This window comes from Bifidobacterium sp. N4G05 (assembly GCF_002742445.1).
Lineage (GTDB): Bacteria > Actinomycetota > Actinomycetes > Actinomycetales > Bifidobacteriaceae > Bifidobacterium > Bifidobacterium hominis.
Window position 1 is genome coordinate 15,914 of record NZ_NJNQ01000002.1, and the last position, 15,995, is coordinate 31,908.

A 15,995-nucleotide genomic window follows, 5' to 3' on the forward strand; every position below is an offset into this window, starting at 1 on the left:
CTGGAACAGGTATATTGGAGGCATGAGTGAAATACGCGAGCACAAAACCAGCGATTCCCACTACTCCAGCAACCCAAACACTCCGACCGGTCTGATCGGGCGCGAATCGCAGGTGGTTCCGGGACGCTTCGGCGAGCCGCTGCAGGTCACGCACGTGCAGTATTCGCGAGGGGGTGGCAATGCGGCTCCACGACGCCCGCTGTTCCTCTGCCTGCACGGCTGGGGTTCCAATGAGGCCGATCTGGCAGACATGATGCGTTACGTGGCTCCCTACAACGATTTCGCTTCATTGCGCGCGCCGCTCGTGCTGCAGGAGGCCGGTTCCGGTGAATTCGGCTTCGGCCAGGGCGCGTACTCGTGGTTCCATGATTGCGTGCCGTCCGGCGAAGATCTGGATCGTGACGCGTATGCCGCCGCCCAAGCCATCGACAATTGGGTTGCGCACAATGTTCCCGAAGATCGTGCTGTAGTGCCGATCGGTTTTTCGCAGGGCGGTTTGCTGGCGATTCAATTGCTGCGCGTTCATCCGGAACGGTACGCCGCGTCGATTTCGCTTTCCGGCTTCCTTGCTCCAGGAATCGTTGCCGGCAGTGCACCTGCCGACAGTCGTATTGCGGAATTGAACATTCCCGTGTTCTACGGTTACGGCAAAAACGATACTGTGATTCCGATGCCTGAGATTTTTGCAACCACCGCTTGGCTGGACGAACATACGTTCCTCACGTCGAAAAGCTACCGCGGACTTGATCATGCGGTCAGTCTCAATGAGTTCAGCGATTTACGCGACTGGCTTGCAGCACACAATATCGCACCGGGAATCCTGTAAGAAATCCTGCAGAAAATCCGAAGCAACGGATTTTGCGCACCAAGCACACGGCAATCGTTACAGCCCAATATAAGCCACGATATAGCGATACCGCGTTAGACTAGAGCCAGCTAATAATCGTCGCGCAATTGCCGACATTCGTACGCTCAACCATACGAACATTCGAATGTCGGCGAGCGCCATACCGGCACATTCGCGTGCCTGGCAATAAGGAGTTTCGATGCTGCTGTCCGATCGCGACATTCTCGCCGCGCAGGCCGAAGGTCATATTTCACTCGATCCGTGGACCCCGGAAATGGTGCAGCCTGCTTCCATTGACGTGCGTTTGGACCGTTTCTTCCGCCTGTTCAATAATCATGCGTACACGTATGTCGATCCGGCTGAGAATCAGGGCGAGCTGACCGAGCAGTTCGAAGTGGCTCCGGGCGAACCGTGGATTCTGCATCCAGGTGAGTTCGCGTTGGGTTCCACGTGGGAGTATGTGAAGCTTGATCCGACGATTGCCGCCCGCTTGGAAGGCAAGAGCTCGCTGGGCCGCTTGGGTATTCTCACGCATTCCACCGCAGGCTTCATCGACCCTGGCTTCGAGGGGCATATCACGTTGGAATTGTCGAATGTGTCGACGTTGCCGGTGAAGTTGTGGCCGGGCATGAAGATCGGTCAGATGTGCTTCTTCCAGCTCAGCTCCCCCGCCGAACATCCTTACGGTTCACAAGGCACTGGCTCGCATTATCAGGGTCAGCGCGGTCCGACGCCGAGCCGTTCCTACGTGAACTTCTACAAAGCCGACATCGCCGACTGATTACCGAATATTCAGCACGGATTGCTGAACGCGGAATAGACAATACCGTTGCAGTCAGCCGCAAACACGGCCAGTCATGGAACACTATCGGTCGTGCGCTTGGCGTCACCGCCGAAGCCGCACGTCGCAAGTATGGGAAGCGCCAACTGCAGACGGCGTGATTGAAACGCATCAAAACGACGAATGCGTCTGCGATAAACATCGCACGGCGCGTGGAGTACAGCGAGCGGGGCTATTCTCGATTAGGAATAGCCCCGCTCGCTGTTTATGGCTTATGACTAGTGCCCTTTAGCGCTTGTGCATGGCGCGAAGGACGCATTTGCGCAGTTCGGAGGCGATGAGCACGATCATGGCAAGACCCAAGCATTCGACCCATGCGCCGGCGCTGAGCGGTACCGTCCCAAAAGCGGTGTTGAGGAACGGAATGTAGATCACCGCCAACTGCAGCACCGTGCTCAGTGCGAGCGCGCCCCATAGCCACTTGTTGGAGAACAGGCCGACGAACGCCGACTGCAAGTGCGAGCGCGAGGCAAGCGCGTTCAGCATTTGGGCGAATACGAGAATCGTGAAGCCCATGGTGCGCGCTTCAGTCATTTGCGCGTCGTGGCCGATCACATCGACGGAGCGGTCGGTGAACAGGCCTCCGGCCAAATGCATGTCCATGCCGATCAGGGTGACGGCCGCCATAATCACACCAATGAAAATGATGTCGCCCCACATTTCGGCGTCGATCACACGATCCGTGAGTTTACGCGGTTTGCGTGCCATCACGTCATCGGTAGACGGGTCAACGCCCATAGCGAGCGCGGGCGCGGCATCGGTGAGCAGGTTGATCCACAGCAGCTGCGTGGCGAGCAGCGGGACGATAACGCCTTGGCTGCCGGGCTGGGTGATGCCAAGGAATCCGGCAAGCATCACGCCGCCGAACACGGTGAACACTTCGCCCACATTGGAGCTAAGCAGGTAGCGCAGGAACTTGCGGATGTTGTCGAAAATGCCTCGTCCTTCGCGGACCGCTGCAACGATGGTGCTGAAGTTGTCGTCGGCGAGAATCATTTTCGCGCTTTGCTTGGTTACTTCAGTGCCGGTAATGCCCATGGCGACGCCGATATCGGCGGTTTTGACGGCAGGAGCGTCGTTCACACCATCGCCGGTCATGGCCACGATGTTACCTTGCCGCTGCAACGATTCGACGATCTTCAGCTTGTGTTCCGGCGCGACTCGCGCGTAGACGGACACTTCACTGGTCACCTTGTCGAAGGCCGCTTCGTCGGGCAGTTCGTCAAGCTGGCTGCCGGTCATGGCCTTGCCACCCTTGTCGATAATGCCCAAGTCGGTGGCGATGCGAGCCGCGGTCAGCGGGTGGTCACCGGTAATCATTACCGTGCGAATGCCGGCGCGATGCGCCTCTGCCACGGAATCACGCACTTCCGTACGCGGCGGATCGATGATGCCGACCATGCCGACCCAAATCAAATCCTTCTCAAGCACATCGCTTTGTTCCGCAATATCGGCAACATGGCCCGCGGAATTCAGCATTACTCCCGGCACTTGCGCAAGCGAAGCGGTACCGAGCGGACGGTAGGCCTGGCCCAACGTGCGGTACGCATCGGAAGAAAGCTGTTCGACAGTCGCAAGAATCTGCTGACGATCACCTTCCGTAAGTGGGCGAACGGCACCGCCGACCGCAATTCTGCTGCAATATCCAAGAAGCACGTCGGGGGCACCCTTGGAGAAGACGGTCAGACGGCCAGCGTCGGCGTTGTCTTGCGCCACGATGGACATGCGCTTACGTTCGGAAGTAAACGGGATTTCGCCGACGCGCCCGTAGTTGGCATACTTGCGATTCGCTTTCACTTTTTGTGCTGCGACGATGAGTGAGACTTCGGTCGGGTCGCCGACCGCTTCCCACGTTACGTTTTCCGTATTTCCGGCAGAAGCGGCGGCTTCGCGCAGTTCGCCGTCGTTCGCCAACGCACCTACGGCAAGGGTTACGACGGCCTCCGATTCGATGATCTCGCGTATTTGCGCATGTTCCATGATCTGCGGATCGACCACCATGCGGCCTTCCGGCGCATAGCCGGTGCCAGTGAGCTGCACTTCGCCGCTCGGCGTGACCACACGTTCCACGGTCATCTCATTGCGGGTGAGCGTACCGGTTTTGTCGGAGCAGATCACCGACGCGGAACCGAGCGTTTCCACCGAATGCAGCTTCTTGACGATCGCATTATGCATGGCCATGCGCTGCACACCGAGTGCAAGCACTACCGTAAGAATCGCAGCCAAACCTTCCGGCACGGCCGCGACCGCCAACGAAACGGCCAACAGCAGCGAATCGATCACATCGTGAACGTCGTGGAAGCCTTCGGTAAGCGCGAGCGCGACCAGCACCACGACCGCGATGATGCATACCGCGGTGCCGAGGATTTTGGAAACGTAGTTCATTTCCTTTTGCAGCGGGGTTTCGTCGTCTTCCGTGGCTTGCAGCAGATCCGCGATTTTGCCGACCTGCGTACCCATGCCGGTACTGGTTACGATGGCTCGGCCGGTGCCTTGCGTTATGGACGTGCCGTTGAATACCATGTTGGCGCGGTCGCCGAGGGCTTTCGCCTGTGCGAGGGTGTCGGTCTTTTTGCCGACGGGCACGCTTTCGCCGGTAAGGCTGGCTTCCGCGACGCGCAGGCTGGCGGCCGCGAAGAGGCGTCCGTCCGCGGAGACGGAGTCGCCTTCACCGAGCACGATAATGTCGCCGGGCACCACGTCAACCGTGTTGATGCGGGCGATTTGGCCGTCACGCAGCACGTTGGTCTGCGGCGCGGTCATGTTGGAGAGAGCTTCGACGGCCGCTTCCGCCTTCGATTCCTGAATGTAGCCGAGCACCGCGTTGACGATGAGGATGAGCACGATGACGATGGCGTCGAACGGCAATGCTTCGCCGCCTTCCGCACCCGGTACGGCGTTGGCCCGTTCGATGAACCATGCGACGAGCGAAATGCCGGTTGCAGCCAACAGCAGGTAGACAAGGGGGTCTTTGAATTGTTCGAGGAATTTCTTCCATTTCGGCACCGGTGGTGCGGACGCGAGTTCATTCGGTCCGTACTTGTCGAGTCGCCGCTTGGCTTCCGCTTGGCTCAGGCCGGTATTCAAATCGACGCCAAGCGATTGCGCTACGGTTTGCGCATCGGCAAGCGACGGATCAACTTGCTTTTGCGTAACGGTTTTCGTTGCTTGTTCGAAATTGTCCGCACTGGTATCGCGGAATTGGGTGGATTGATCTTCCTTGCGATCAACCATGATGATCTCCTTGGGAGCGCCGCGGAGTAGTCAGCTCTCCCCTGCCGTTGCGATAGTGCGAAAATCGCGGAAAATTGCGATTTCACAAACACTCGCCAAGCTGGGCAATGCTGCGCGGTTGCGGACACCGGGCGTACGCCATCGGTGCATTCCTGCCATTATTGCACACCGTGACCATTTTGCAAGAGTGCCACACACCGTCTTTTGTCAAAATTTCGCAAATTCGTGAAACATGTCGTGAAACACAATTCGCAATCCCGCTTCAATCACATACCCAATCGATTGTCCCACCGCAAGACAACATGGGCCGCAACGTCGCTACCATTTTTATTGGAAAAACGTGAGGTCACCAGATCGAAATCGTGCGGCAATCTGTTCAAATCGTGCGGCCCGTCCGCCAAAATGGACGATGAGGGGGATTTTGTTGATGGCTTAAATTAGACAGATTGCCTAGAATGAGGGGTAGGGCTTCCGAAACGTTTGAGCGCAGGCGAACACATTCATGCTTGTCCGAACGTCACGAAGCAAGCTCTTCAAGGAAAGGGGCCGTCATGAGCGACGCAATGAACAACCCGTATGCGAACGATCCGAACACAAACAATCCAAGTCAAAACGACAGCAACGGACAGCAGCCGCAAGGCCAGCCGGAATATGGAGCATACGCGCCAAATCAACAATCGCAAGGCCAGCAGCAGAGCGGCAATCCCAACAATTCGGGCAATTCAGGCAATCCATATCAGAGCGAACCGCAGACCCCACTCTACTTCGGCGATCCCAACGCCAACCAAAACCCGAACCAAAACGGCTTCTTCTACGCGAGCTACACCACCGGACAACCGTACGGACAGCAGTATGGCCAGCAGAACAGCCAGCCAGGAACCGGCAATTGGCAGCCGATCAGCCCGTTCAAACTTGCGGAGGAATGGCTGCCGAAGAAGGCGAAGAACGCGATCCGCGGCACCTATGCAATACTTGGCATCGCCGCCATCATCCTCGGCCTAGCACTGCTAATCTGGCCTGGTGCTACACTGAAAGTCGCCGCGATCGCCCTCGGCGCATACTTCGTGGTTTCCGGCGTGGTTCGCATTGTGACCGCAATCGTGGAACTCGGACTTCCGGGCGGATGGCGCGTGCTTGACATTCTGATCGGCCTGATGCTGGCCGTCGGCGGTGTGGTCACGTTGAAGAACGCGGCGCTTTCCGGAGCCACGCTCGCTATGCTCATCACCATGGTGGTCGGCCTCGGCTGGATGCTGGAAGGCGTGATGGCGCTCGTGGAATCATGGCGCATGCCAAGCTCCGCATGGGCCGTGATTTACGCGCTGCTGTCAATTATCGCCGGCTTCATCGTGCTGTTCTCCCCCATCAGCTCCACAACCTGGCTGATCCTGTTCGGCGGATGCGCGCTTGTGGTGATCGGCATCGTCGCAATCGTGCGCGCATTCACGTTTGGCAAACCCAATCGCAAGTAATTTTCACGGCGCAGGTCGTAAAGTCTGATTATTGTTTTCCCAAGGGCACCGAGCATCCGCAAGGTGCCCTTTTCATAGCAAAATCGTTCTTTATACCAAGATTCAAAGTCGCACAACCATGAATCTTGGTATTAATACTGGTATATAATTGGGTATGAAATTCGGTTTTAAGAAAGGTTTATCATGGCAAGCGCACTTGACATACTCGATGACCTTGCTCCAATCAGCGATCTCAGCAATGGTCGTACTTCCGCATTGTTGCAGCGGGCCGACCGCGATCCAGTCATTTTGATCAAACGAAACAAGCCGTCCTACGTTCTCATGAATATCGAAAACTATCGAGCTCTCATGGAACGAATCGAAGACAACGAAGACTTGCTTCTTGCCGAAAAAAGACTCGCCAACCGCACTGGCACAACTATCAGCAACGAAGAGGTCATGTTCGATCTCGGCATTTCCCCAAGCGACCTCGCCGAGGCACCTGAGCCGGAACTCGCATGAACTGGCAAGTTGAATGGCTTGACGAAGCCAAGAAAGACATGCGCAAACTCGGCAAAGCCGAGCAAATCCAAGTACTCAAGGGAATCGAGAAAGTTCGTACAAACCCACTGCCCACCTCGCAAGGCGGGTATGGCAAACCGTTACGAAATGCCGAACGAACGAAACTTTCCGGGCTTTGCAAAATCAAATTCAGGGATATCGGCATTCGAGTTGTTTACAAACCGTTACTGCGAGATGGAATCATGACCATCATCGTCGTTGGCATTCGTTCCGACAGTGACGCCTACATCAAAGCCGACAAGAGACGCAAAGAATATGGACTATAGGATACGTCCGCCAATTTTCGACGAATGTTACTTTTCTTCAAGATTAGCCGATGATTTTACAAAAGAAGTGACGATCGTCGCATGACATTGATGGTTTGCCCGGCTTAGAATGAAGGCACAACAGAAGAACGAAGAAAAAGACAAACACAATACAGACTTACGGCAGCGGCCAGAGGAATGACAAGAAGAAAAGACGCGCCGCCAAGCCAAGTGAAAGGAAACATCATGAAGAACAACACTTTCGATCAGATCATCAACGCCAACCTCGCCTCCATCGATCCGGGTTTCGGCCAGTTCGCCCTCGCCAAGGCTTCCGCTGACCTCTTCAAGAAGGTTCTCAACAAGTAAGACCGCTTCCTAGACAGGAGGCAAGGCGCAGGCGCGGCAGCATCCCGCTCCTCTTCTTTCCAATCCTTAAATCACATAGCGGGAGGCCGCGGTTCCAAACGGAATCGCGGCCTCCCGCTTTTCACGTACGCCGGCTACACCTCCTCAGCAGCGAGATTACGGGCTGCGGCACGTTCACGGGGACCGCGTGTCACATAGAAACCAATCGCCACAATCACGAACATCACCGTGCAGCAGGTCCACAGCACGTGGCTGCCGAACGCGTTCAGAATCCAACCTCCGACAAGCGGCGAGAACGCATTGGACAGCGACCACACCAGGTTGTACAGGCCCTGATACGTGCCACGCACATCCTTTGGCGCGATGTTCGCCACCGTCGTGGCGGCAATCGGGAACGTGCCAAGCTCGCCGAGAGTCCACAACACGGTCGCAATCGCAAACGTCACCCACGAATCGGCGCCGATTTGGAACGCGTAACCAACCGCCGTGATGGACATGCCAAGCACCAGCACACGGGTGTTGCTCATCCGCTGAAACAACGCGATCGCTGGAATCTGCAGCAAGCACAGAATGCCACCGTTGATGGTCAGCAGGCTGGAATATTCGTCCGTGCCGAGCCCAATCTGCGTCATGGAGATCGGCAGGCCGCTGACGATCTGGTAATACGCCAGCGTGTACAGGAACATCAGCACCACCATCGACATGAGCGCTTTGTCGGCGCACGCGCGACGATAGCTACGCCATATGGAGAATTGCTGCGATTGGGTAGTTTGTGAAGTTTCAGAACGTTCCATAGGTTGTTTCACGACGCGTTTCACAAACCGTCCGGCAACGCGCACACCCAATCCGGCTTCCTTGAAGAACACCATCATCAGCAACGTGGCGAACACCAGCACCGCCGCTTCCACATAGAACATCAGCGAATAGGAAATCTTGACAAGCTGGTTGGCGATGATCGGCCCTATCGCAAAACCGAAATTCACAGCCCACGTCTGCAACGAATACGCGCGCTTCTGCTTACGGAACGGGACAACGTCGGAAACGTACGCCGAGACCGCGGGCGTCGGCATGGAGGAAATCACACCGTATATCAGCAACGCAATCGCCATAATCCAAGGATCGCCGATAAAAGCCAGCAAAACCAGCATCGCAGCGGAACCCAAGTTGCCGATGACAATCATCGCAGGCCGCCCGAATCGGTCAGACAACGCGCCACCGTACAGACAGCCGAAAATGCCACCGAAACCGTACATGGAAACGATGGTGCCGGCCACGCCCGCACTCACATGCATGTCGGAAACAAGATACATGGAAAGGAACGATGTGACGAAACGGCCCATCCACAGGATGAGCAACGTGACCCACAAACCCCAGAACATGACGGGCAAACCAAAAATCTCTCTTCTTTTCTCCATTCCATCCATCATATCGGTTAGGAGCGAAGCAGCCGCTTTTCCCGGGGTGCTGGGAGAATGGACAACTATGGCAATGAAAAAAGGACCGACCAAGGGGTCGGGTGGAAAGCATCGTAACTCGCTGAGGGGCAAGGGACCGACTCCCAAGGCCGAAGACCGCGTGTATCACAAGGCTTACAAGGAAAAGCAGGCCACTAATCGCCGTAAGATGGCTGATCCGCGGCTGGCAGCACGCCGTCGCGCGGCAAAGTTCAGCTCGGAATCCGATGATCTCGTCATCGGCCGCAATGCCGTGCTCGAGGCGCTGCGCTGCGGTGTGCCCGCAAGCACGCTGTATGTGGCCGCGCGCATTGAACATGATGACCGCACGCGCGAAATCATTCGTCTCGCCGGCATTCATGGACTGAACCTTATGGAAGCCGACCGTTTGGAAATGGATCGCATCGCACGCTCCTCCAACCATCAGGGCGTGGTGATGAAGGCGCAGCCGTTCCAGTATTCCTCGCTCGCCGAGCTGGTGGAACGCGCCGACAAGAAGTCCCGCGCCATGGAAGCGGCCAACTCCGCAAGCGCACGCATTGCGGCACGTCCGCTGTTCATCGCGCTTGATGGCGTCACCGATCCGCAGAATCTGGGTGCGGTCATCCGTTCCGCAGCCGCATTCGGCGCCAACGGCGTGATTCTGCCGGAACGTCGCTCCGCTTCAGTCACCGCAGCCGCATGGAAGGTGTCCGCAGGCGCAGCCGCACACATGCCGGTCGCCCGCGTGGTAAATCTCACCAAAGCCATTGAAAGCCTGAAGGAACGCGGATACTACAGCGTCGGCCTCGACGGTGGCGGTGACGCCCTCGTTGGCGAAACCGGTTTCGAAACCGACCCGCTGGTCGTAGTGCTCGGTTCCGAAGGCAACGGCTTGAGCCGTCTCGTACGCGAGGCATGCGATTCCATCGCAGGCATTCCAATGTCGAACATGGTCGAGTCACTGAACGCTTCCGTCGCAGCAGGCATCACGCTGTATTCCGTCGTACGTGCCCGCCGCGAAGCCGGTGCCGCAGCCGACGCGAAGTAGACAACGCGCAAAGCAACAGCAAGCACAGCGAAACTGCGGAAGCAAACACGGCAAAGCAGCACGTCTGAAATGATTATGAGCGGATAGTCCATACGGATTATCCGCTCATTTGTTATGCAAGTCTGTACTTGGATTGATCCAGCGCTTCTGCAGACCTACTCTCCCACCATCGCTCTCTCGCAGTATATGTCTCACTTTCAAAAGTCAAATATTTTTTGAGTTTTGAAAGTGGGAAGGTGATTAGCGTAGCAAAAAGCGGAGGATCAAGATCCTCCGCTTGCGTTCGACTGTCAGTACGCCTCTGACCCTGCAATTAAGGGTGTGCTACGCGCAGACTCAATACCGTCTTCGTTCGGCTACCGCCTCACTCAGGACACATTGGAAAAGCTCCACTGGCGCTTTTTCCATCAATGTGCCCATACAGCTGCATCGGGATCGTCGTCGGGGTTGTAGCCGTCGTCAGGATCGTCATAGGTGTATTCGTCGTCGATCACACCGGAATCGGCTTCGGCGTTCAGGGCGGCCACATCCTTCGTGGTGAGCTTGTACTGCGGAAGAACCTTGTCCACATAGCTTTGCACAGCCTCGGCCATCGGCACATCATGACCGGCACTCTCGGCCAGGAACCAACGGTGGTCAAGCACCTCATGGAAGAACTGCGCCGGTTCGATCTGCGAACGGTATTCGCGCGGAATCATGCGCACGGTCGGCTCGAACACTTCACGCATCCAATCGGTGGCAACAATCTCAAGATCCTCACCATCACGCCATGTGGAAGCACGGTAGGCATCCAAATCGTTGAGAAGTCGACGAGCCTGATTCTCCTGCACATCAAGACCAGTCAAACGCAGCAGCTTACGATTCGCATAACCGGCATCGACCACACGCGGACGCACCAACACACGCTTGCCATCCTCAGCGGTCTTCATTTCCAGCTCATCCACATCAAAACCAAGCTCATTCAGCTTGTTAACGCGCTTCTCAATCTTCCACATCTCATCCGGACCGAACTTGTCGGTATCAGTCAGCGCGCTCCACAGCGAATGATAACGATCCACCAAACGGTTGCCGATCTCAATCTCATCAACACCGCTCGGCAGCAGCGAACCGGACGAAAGATCCATCAATTCGCCAATAATGTTCGTACGAGCCAAATCAACATCGTATTCGCGCTGGCCTTCCGTCAGGTTAATCTGCAGATCACCGGTTTCCGCATCAACCAAAAATGCGGAGAACGCGTAGGCATCACGCAGGAACAACACGTTCGACAGCGACACATCGCCCCAATAGAAGCCGGCCAAATGCAAGCGCACCATCAGCACAGCCAGCGCGTCGATCAGTCGTTCCGCGGTATCAGGGCGCAGATTACGCGCGAACAGCGCACGATACGGCAGTGAGAACTTCAAATGCTTGGTAACAAGAATCGCTTCCAGCGGCTCGCCTTCACGGCTATGACGGCCCGTGACCACGGCAATCGGCTGCACGGTCGGCAGTTCCAGCTTCTGCAGGCGACGCAGCAGCTCGTATTCTCGTTCCGCCACATTGCGCGTGATTTCCTTCATAGCGTACACTTCGTCACCCACGTGCACGAAACGCACCACGTGCCTGGAAATACCACGCGGAAGATTGGCCAGCAGGTCTTCCGGCCAAGTAGCCAGCGGCTTTTCCCACGGCAGAGTGAACATCTTCGGATTCGAGCTTGCGGCGGTGATTTTCAACGCCTGCGGCTCCGGAGATTGTGCGGCCGGATCTCCGGCCTGCACGGAAGTTGCTTTCAGCACACGGGGATCCATCTGTGGCAATTCAAGAGATTCCATAAAACAATAATTTACCTGTTGACCTACCCGAAGAAGCAAGTATGGACGAATCCGTTTCACCTGCCGATATTTCATTCATCAATATGCGATGATCATCATTGAAATTCCAATATCGCATTTCATTTGAGATCTCACCATTGCAATCTCAATAATAGAATCTCACTACAGGAAAACAAATTTCACTATTGCAGATACAACAAAAGAAGCCCCGCACCAACGCGGGGCTTCTCCAACGAGACGGTAAGAGAGGAAGAGTACGTCTCGTTTAATGGTTGACGGAAGTTCGCGCTTCCGCCAAGTTCTTATTCAGCCACCCGCCAGCCGATTTCCGCAAAGGATATCCCCCTGGAGAAATAGCCAACGGTTGGTTACTCGGTATCAGCTCAGTTCAGGCGCAGCTCAGTCGACGGAGCGAACAGGTGCATCTTGGACGGGTCGATCTTGATCTTGACGGTATCGCCGACCTTCGGGAGAGCACGCGGGTTCACGCGGATCGTGGTGAGCTTGTTCTGGTCGGACATCATGGTGGATGCCTCAGCAGCGGAGCCATCGGTGATGATGTTGCCGTAGATGTAGCCATCGGAGCCCAGATCCTCAACGTTCATGACCTTGAGGGAGAAGGCGTTGGCGTCATCCGGGGCAGCCAAGGAAGCGTCTTCCGGACGGAAGCCGACAACGATCTGGCTGTTGTCTTCAGCGGTGAGCTTGTTGACAGCCTCGGCCGGCAGATCCACGGTGTCTTCGCCGATCTTTGCCTTGCCGTTGACCACCGGGTGGGTGTTGATGTTCATCGACGGGGAGCCGATGAAGCCAGCGACGAAGACGTTGGCCGGACGATCGTACAGCTCGGTCGGGGCGCCGACCTGCTGCAGGACACCGAGCTTGATAACGGCGATGCGGTCACCCATGGTCAGAGCTTCGGTCTGATCGTGGGTCACGTACAGGGTGGTGACACCCAGCTGGCGCTGCAGAGCAGCGATCTGGGTACGGGTCTGCACGCGGAGCTTGGCATCGAGGTTGGACAGAGGCTCATCCATGAGGAAGACCTTCGGCTCACGGACGATTGCACGACCCATAGCCACACGCTGACGCTGACCACCGGACAGAGCCTTCGGCTTACGATCAAGGTACTCGGTCAGGTCGAGGATCTCAGCGGCCTTCTCGACGCGCTTGCGAATCTCTTCCTTCGGGGTGCCGGCGATCTTCAGAGCGAAGCCCATGTTGTCGGCCACGGTCATGTGCGGATACAGAGCGTAGTTCTGGAACACCATTGCGATGTCGCGGTCCTTCGGCTGCATCGTGGTGACGTCCTTGCCACCGATGAGGATGCGGCCCTTGTTGACCTCTTCAAGGCCAGCGAGCATACGCAGAGTAGTGGACTTGCCGCAGCCAGACGGGCCAACCAGCACCAGGAACTCGCCGTCCTTGATGTCCATATTCAAATCATCCACCGACGGCTTATCGTTGCCCGGGTAGATACGAGTAACATGGTCGAATACGACTTCTGCCATGATTTGTCATCCTTTCAGAGGCAGGTACGTGCCTCACGATCCGTTGTAAAGGGATTTCTTTCGGTGCCTCGCCTTGCGGCTTACAACTTCGACAAAGCCACAATTCAAAGCGTTAATTTATTTCTTTGGTTTAGCGAAGGTTCTCTTCGTTGAGCCACGTTCCATGATACATACAACGCTAAAACTGTCAATGCGTGTCGCGAGTCGTGCTGTTTGTCTCCGCCGGCAAAAAGGGGTTAACGGCGTAGTAAATACACGCATTTATCGCCATCATGCAAGACAATGGTGCGAAGCGAAAGACAGAACAGGGAGGTTGCAATGCGCAATATTCGAATCGGCGTGGTCGAGGACGATCCCGCAAGCTGCCAGCTGGTGCTCGACTATCTCAATCGATATCAACAGGAAAATGGTGAGCAATTTACCGTTTCCGTATTCGACGACGGCGCACGAATCGTAGAAAAATATACCCCCGTTTACGATATTTTACTGCTCGACATCGAGATGAACGAAATGGACGGCATGGCCGCCGCGAGACGTATCCGCGAGCGCGACGACAAAGTCGTAATCGTGTTCATCACCGCTGCCCCGCAGTATGCGATCAGCGGGTATGAGGTGCGCGCATTGTCGTACCTGCTTAAACCTCTACCGTGGTTCGCGTTTTCGCAGGAGCTCAAAAAATCGATCGACATGGTGCGACGCAATGGCGACGATTCCATGCTCATCGAAACCGGCAACGGACAGATGCGCCTAAATCTTGCCGACATTCTGTATCTTGAATCGATTCGGCACACCATCGTCATCCACACGCTGGAAGACAAACTGTCGATCAACGGAACGCTCAAAGACATGGAAGCCAAGCTTACCGACCATCATTTCTTCCGCTCGAACTCCTGCTATCTGGTGAACCTCAAGCATGTGACGGGCGTTGCCGACCAAGATTGCGTGATGTCGAACGGTGAACAGCTGCGCGCGAGCCGCCCACGCAAGAAGGCGTTCCTGACCGCACTGACCGACTATATGGGGGGTGGCAGGTGATCGGCGCAGTATTGCCGAATATGCTGGCCGGATTGGCAAACGCACCTTCCGTGTCTTCCGCTGCGGTAACCGTGCTTTCGGTGCCGTCGATGACGCCGATCACCAATGCCCTGCCCGACATTCCCCGTTCATATACGGCGATCTGCGAATGGGCCGCCTGTATGGTGTATATCGCAGTGCTGTATCGGCGCGTTCCACTCCAGCGGTCGATCATCGTCAGCGCGGCCGGACTGCTGTTGCTGACTGCAGTGCAGTATTTTGACGGCAGTATGCCAATCTGGTTCTGGATTATCGGCATGCTACTCGCCTTCGCCTGCATGTATGCGACGATTCTGCTTGGCGCGGGCACCGGCAAGCGCGAAGGCCTGTACATTACGGCGCGCGCGTTCGTGCTGGCCGAATTGGTAGCGTCACTGCATTGGCAGATCGTTACGTTCATTGGCGTGCGAGATGGTTTCGCCGATTACGATTGGCGTGCGATCGCGCTGCTGGTCGTTACGTATGCATTGTGCTTCAGTTTGGCTTGGCTGGTTGAACGCGGCAATTTCAGCCAGACCACGCCGACTTTGCCGACCGCTTCCGCCGCGATTGCGACGATGGCCATCATGATTGTCACATTCGCCATGAGCAATTTGAGTTTCGTATCGACGAACACGCCGTTTTCCGGTTCGGTCGGCCAGGAGATTTTCTACATTCGCACGCTGATTGATTTCTGCGGTTTCGCGATTCTGTACGCGCAGCAGGAGCAGGCACGTCGCATCGGAGCGAACACGGAACTTGCGTCCATCAACGCGCAGTTGGAAAGCCAGCATCAGGAATACCTGCAATCGAAGGAAAATATCGAATCGTTGGGCCGCCTTGCGCACGATCTGAAGCATCAGATCACCGCATTGCGTGCCGAAGTCGATCCGAAGCATGCCGCGGCCGGCTTCGAGCAATTGGAGCAATCCGTGCAGCGCTACAGCGCGCAGCAACATACGGGAAATCCCGTGCTTGACGTTATTCTGACCACGAAAGAGCGCACGTGCGCCGATCGCGGAATCACGTTCACCGCGGTCGCGGACGGATCGCTGTTAAGCGGCATGTCGTCGATGGATATCGCGTCGTTGTTCGGCAACGCGCTCGACAATGCGATTGAAGCGACGTCGAAACTGCCGAAACGTGAACAACGACTGATCAAACTTGCGTTATACGAGCAAAACCACTTTATCGTCATCCGTGTTGAAAATTATTACGATTCCCGGCTGAAGAAAGATGCGGAAGGCAATTTGCGCACCACCAAGCGCGACGATCAGCACCGGCACGGATTCGGTGTGAAATCGATTCGTCATATCGCGCAACAGTATGGCGGCGAAGTGACGATCCGCACCGAGGACCACTGGTTCGTGCTGACCGCGCTCATTCCGCGAAAAACCGGCCTTATGGCCATGTAAAAACCGCGCCTGATTCATGCGGAACCTGCGAGGCCACGCACGACTCAGACGCTGTGTTTGGGTGAGATTTGAGCGGCTTGGACGACTGGAAGACGACTCCACTAATTCTCAGGGTTTTGCGGCGCGGTGTCTCCACCCGCCTCACC

12 protein-coding genes and 1 pseudogene are annotated in these 15,995 nt (G+C 56.2%); 9 read left to right on the forward strand and 4 right to left on the reverse strand.

The features are described from left to right. The first annotated feature begins 22 nt into the window (after window positions 1–22). Both CE153_RS01940 and dcd read left to right on the forward strand, forming a co-directional pair. Window positions 23–826, forward strand: a complete 804-nt coding sequence (locus CE153_RS01940) for an alpha/beta hydrolase (RefSeq protein ID WP_099594961.1) — start codon at window positions 23–25, stop codon at window positions 824–826. Between the two features lie 220 nt (window positions 827–1,046). Next, the gene (gene dcd / locus CE153_RS01945) at window positions 1,047–1,628 is read left to right on the forward strand and encodes a dCTP deaminase (RefSeq protein WP_055063865.1); all 582 of its coding nucleotides are present in this window, start codon (window positions 1,047–1,049) and stop codon (window positions 1,626–1,628) included. Window positions 1,629–1,916: 288 nt separating this feature from the next. Here dcd and CE153_RS01950 read toward each other — a convergent pair. Next, window positions 1,917–4,829, reverse strand: a pseudogene (locus CE153_RS01950) (cation-translocating P-type ATPase); the annotation flags it as partial. A gap of 644 nt (window positions 4,830–5,473) precedes the next feature. On the opposite strand from CE153_RS01950, the gene CE153_RS01955 reads away from it, so the two are divergent. The 4 genes from CE153_RS01955 (at window position 5,474) to CE153_RS09075 (ending at window position 7,569) form a co-directional block, all read left to right on the forward strand. Beyond that, window positions 5,474–6,394: an HdeD family acid-resistance protein gene (locus CE153_RS01955; RefSeq protein ID WP_099594963.1), complete on the forward strand. Its 921-nt coding sequence runs from the start codon at window positions 5,474–5,476 to the stop codon at window positions 6,392–6,394. Window positions 6,395–6,577: 183 nt separating this feature from the next. Beyond that, the gene (locus CE153_RS01960; RefSeq protein WP_099594964.1) at window positions 6,578–6,895 is read left to right on the forward strand and encodes a type II toxin-antitoxin system Phd/YefM family antitoxin; all 318 of its coding nucleotides are present in this window, start codon (window positions 6,578–6,580) and stop codon (window positions 6,893–6,895) included. After that, window positions 6,892–7,221, forward strand: a complete 330-nt coding sequence (locus CE153_RS01965; RefSeq protein ID WP_099594965.1) for a type II toxin-antitoxin system RelE family toxin — start codon at window positions 6,892–6,894, stop codon at window positions 7,219–7,221. The genes CE153_RS01960 and CE153_RS01965 overlap by 4 nt, the downstream gene beginning before the upstream one ends. 225 nt (window positions 7,222–7,446) lie before the next feature. Beyond that, window positions 7,447–7,569, forward strand: coding sequence for a hypothetical protein (locus CE153_RS09075; protein WP_260847255.1), 123 nt, complete (start codon window positions 7,447–7,449; stop codon window positions 7,567–7,569). A gap of 134 nt (window positions 7,570–7,703) precedes the next feature. Here CE153_RS09075 and CE153_RS01970 read toward each other — a convergent pair whose 3' ends face one another. Beyond that, window positions 7,704–8,984, reverse strand: a complete 1,281-nt coding sequence (locus CE153_RS01970) for an MDR family MFS transporter (protein WP_236824332.1) — start codon at window positions 8,982–8,984, stop codon at window positions 7,704–7,706. Window positions 8,985–9,051: 67 nt separating this feature from the next. Here CE153_RS01970 and rlmB point away from each other — a divergent pair, with 67 nt between their 5' ends. Then, the gene (rlmB, locus tag CE153_RS01975; protein ID WP_099571454.1) at window positions 9,052–10,053 is read left to right on the forward strand and encodes a 23S rRNA (guanosine(2251)-2'-O)-methyltransferase RlmB; all 1,002 of its coding nucleotides are present in this window, start codon (window positions 9,052–9,054) and stop codon (window positions 10,051–10,053) included. 407 nt (window positions 10,054–10,460) lie between these two features. Here the strand turns inward: rlmB and CE153_RS01980 are convergent, their stop codons facing one another. Then, window positions 10,461–11,870: a DUF4032 domain-containing protein gene (locus CE153_RS01980; protein ID WP_099571455.1), complete on the reverse strand. Its 1,410-nt coding sequence runs from the start codon at window positions 11,868–11,870 to the stop codon at window positions 10,461–10,463. Window positions 11,871–12,253: 383 nt separating this feature from the next. Continuing rightward, window positions 12,254–13,381 carry an ABC transporter ATP-binding protein gene (locus tag CE153_RS01985; RefSeq protein WP_039199539.1) on the reverse strand — a complete coding sequence of 376 codons (1,128 nt, stop codon included), beginning with the start codon at window positions 13,379–13,381 and terminating at the stop codon, window positions 12,254–12,256. 318 nt (window positions 13,382–13,699) lie between these two features. On the opposite strand from CE153_RS01985, the gene CE153_RS01990 reads away from it, so the two are divergent. Both CE153_RS01990 and CE153_RS01995 read left to right on the forward strand, forming a co-directional pair. Beyond that, window positions 13,700–14,416, forward strand: a complete 717-nt coding sequence (locus tag CE153_RS01990; protein WP_180753368.1) for a LytR/AlgR family response regulator transcription factor — start codon at window positions 13,700–13,702, stop codon at window positions 14,414–14,416. An 89-nt stretch (window positions 14,417–14,505) separates the two neighbouring features. After that, complete coding sequence (locus CE153_RS01995) at window positions 14,506–15,849, forward strand: sensor histidine kinase (RefSeq protein WP_099595091.1); 1,344 nt, start codon at window positions 14,506–14,508, stop codon at window positions 15,847–15,849. Window positions 15,850–15,995: the final 146 nt, after the last annotated feature.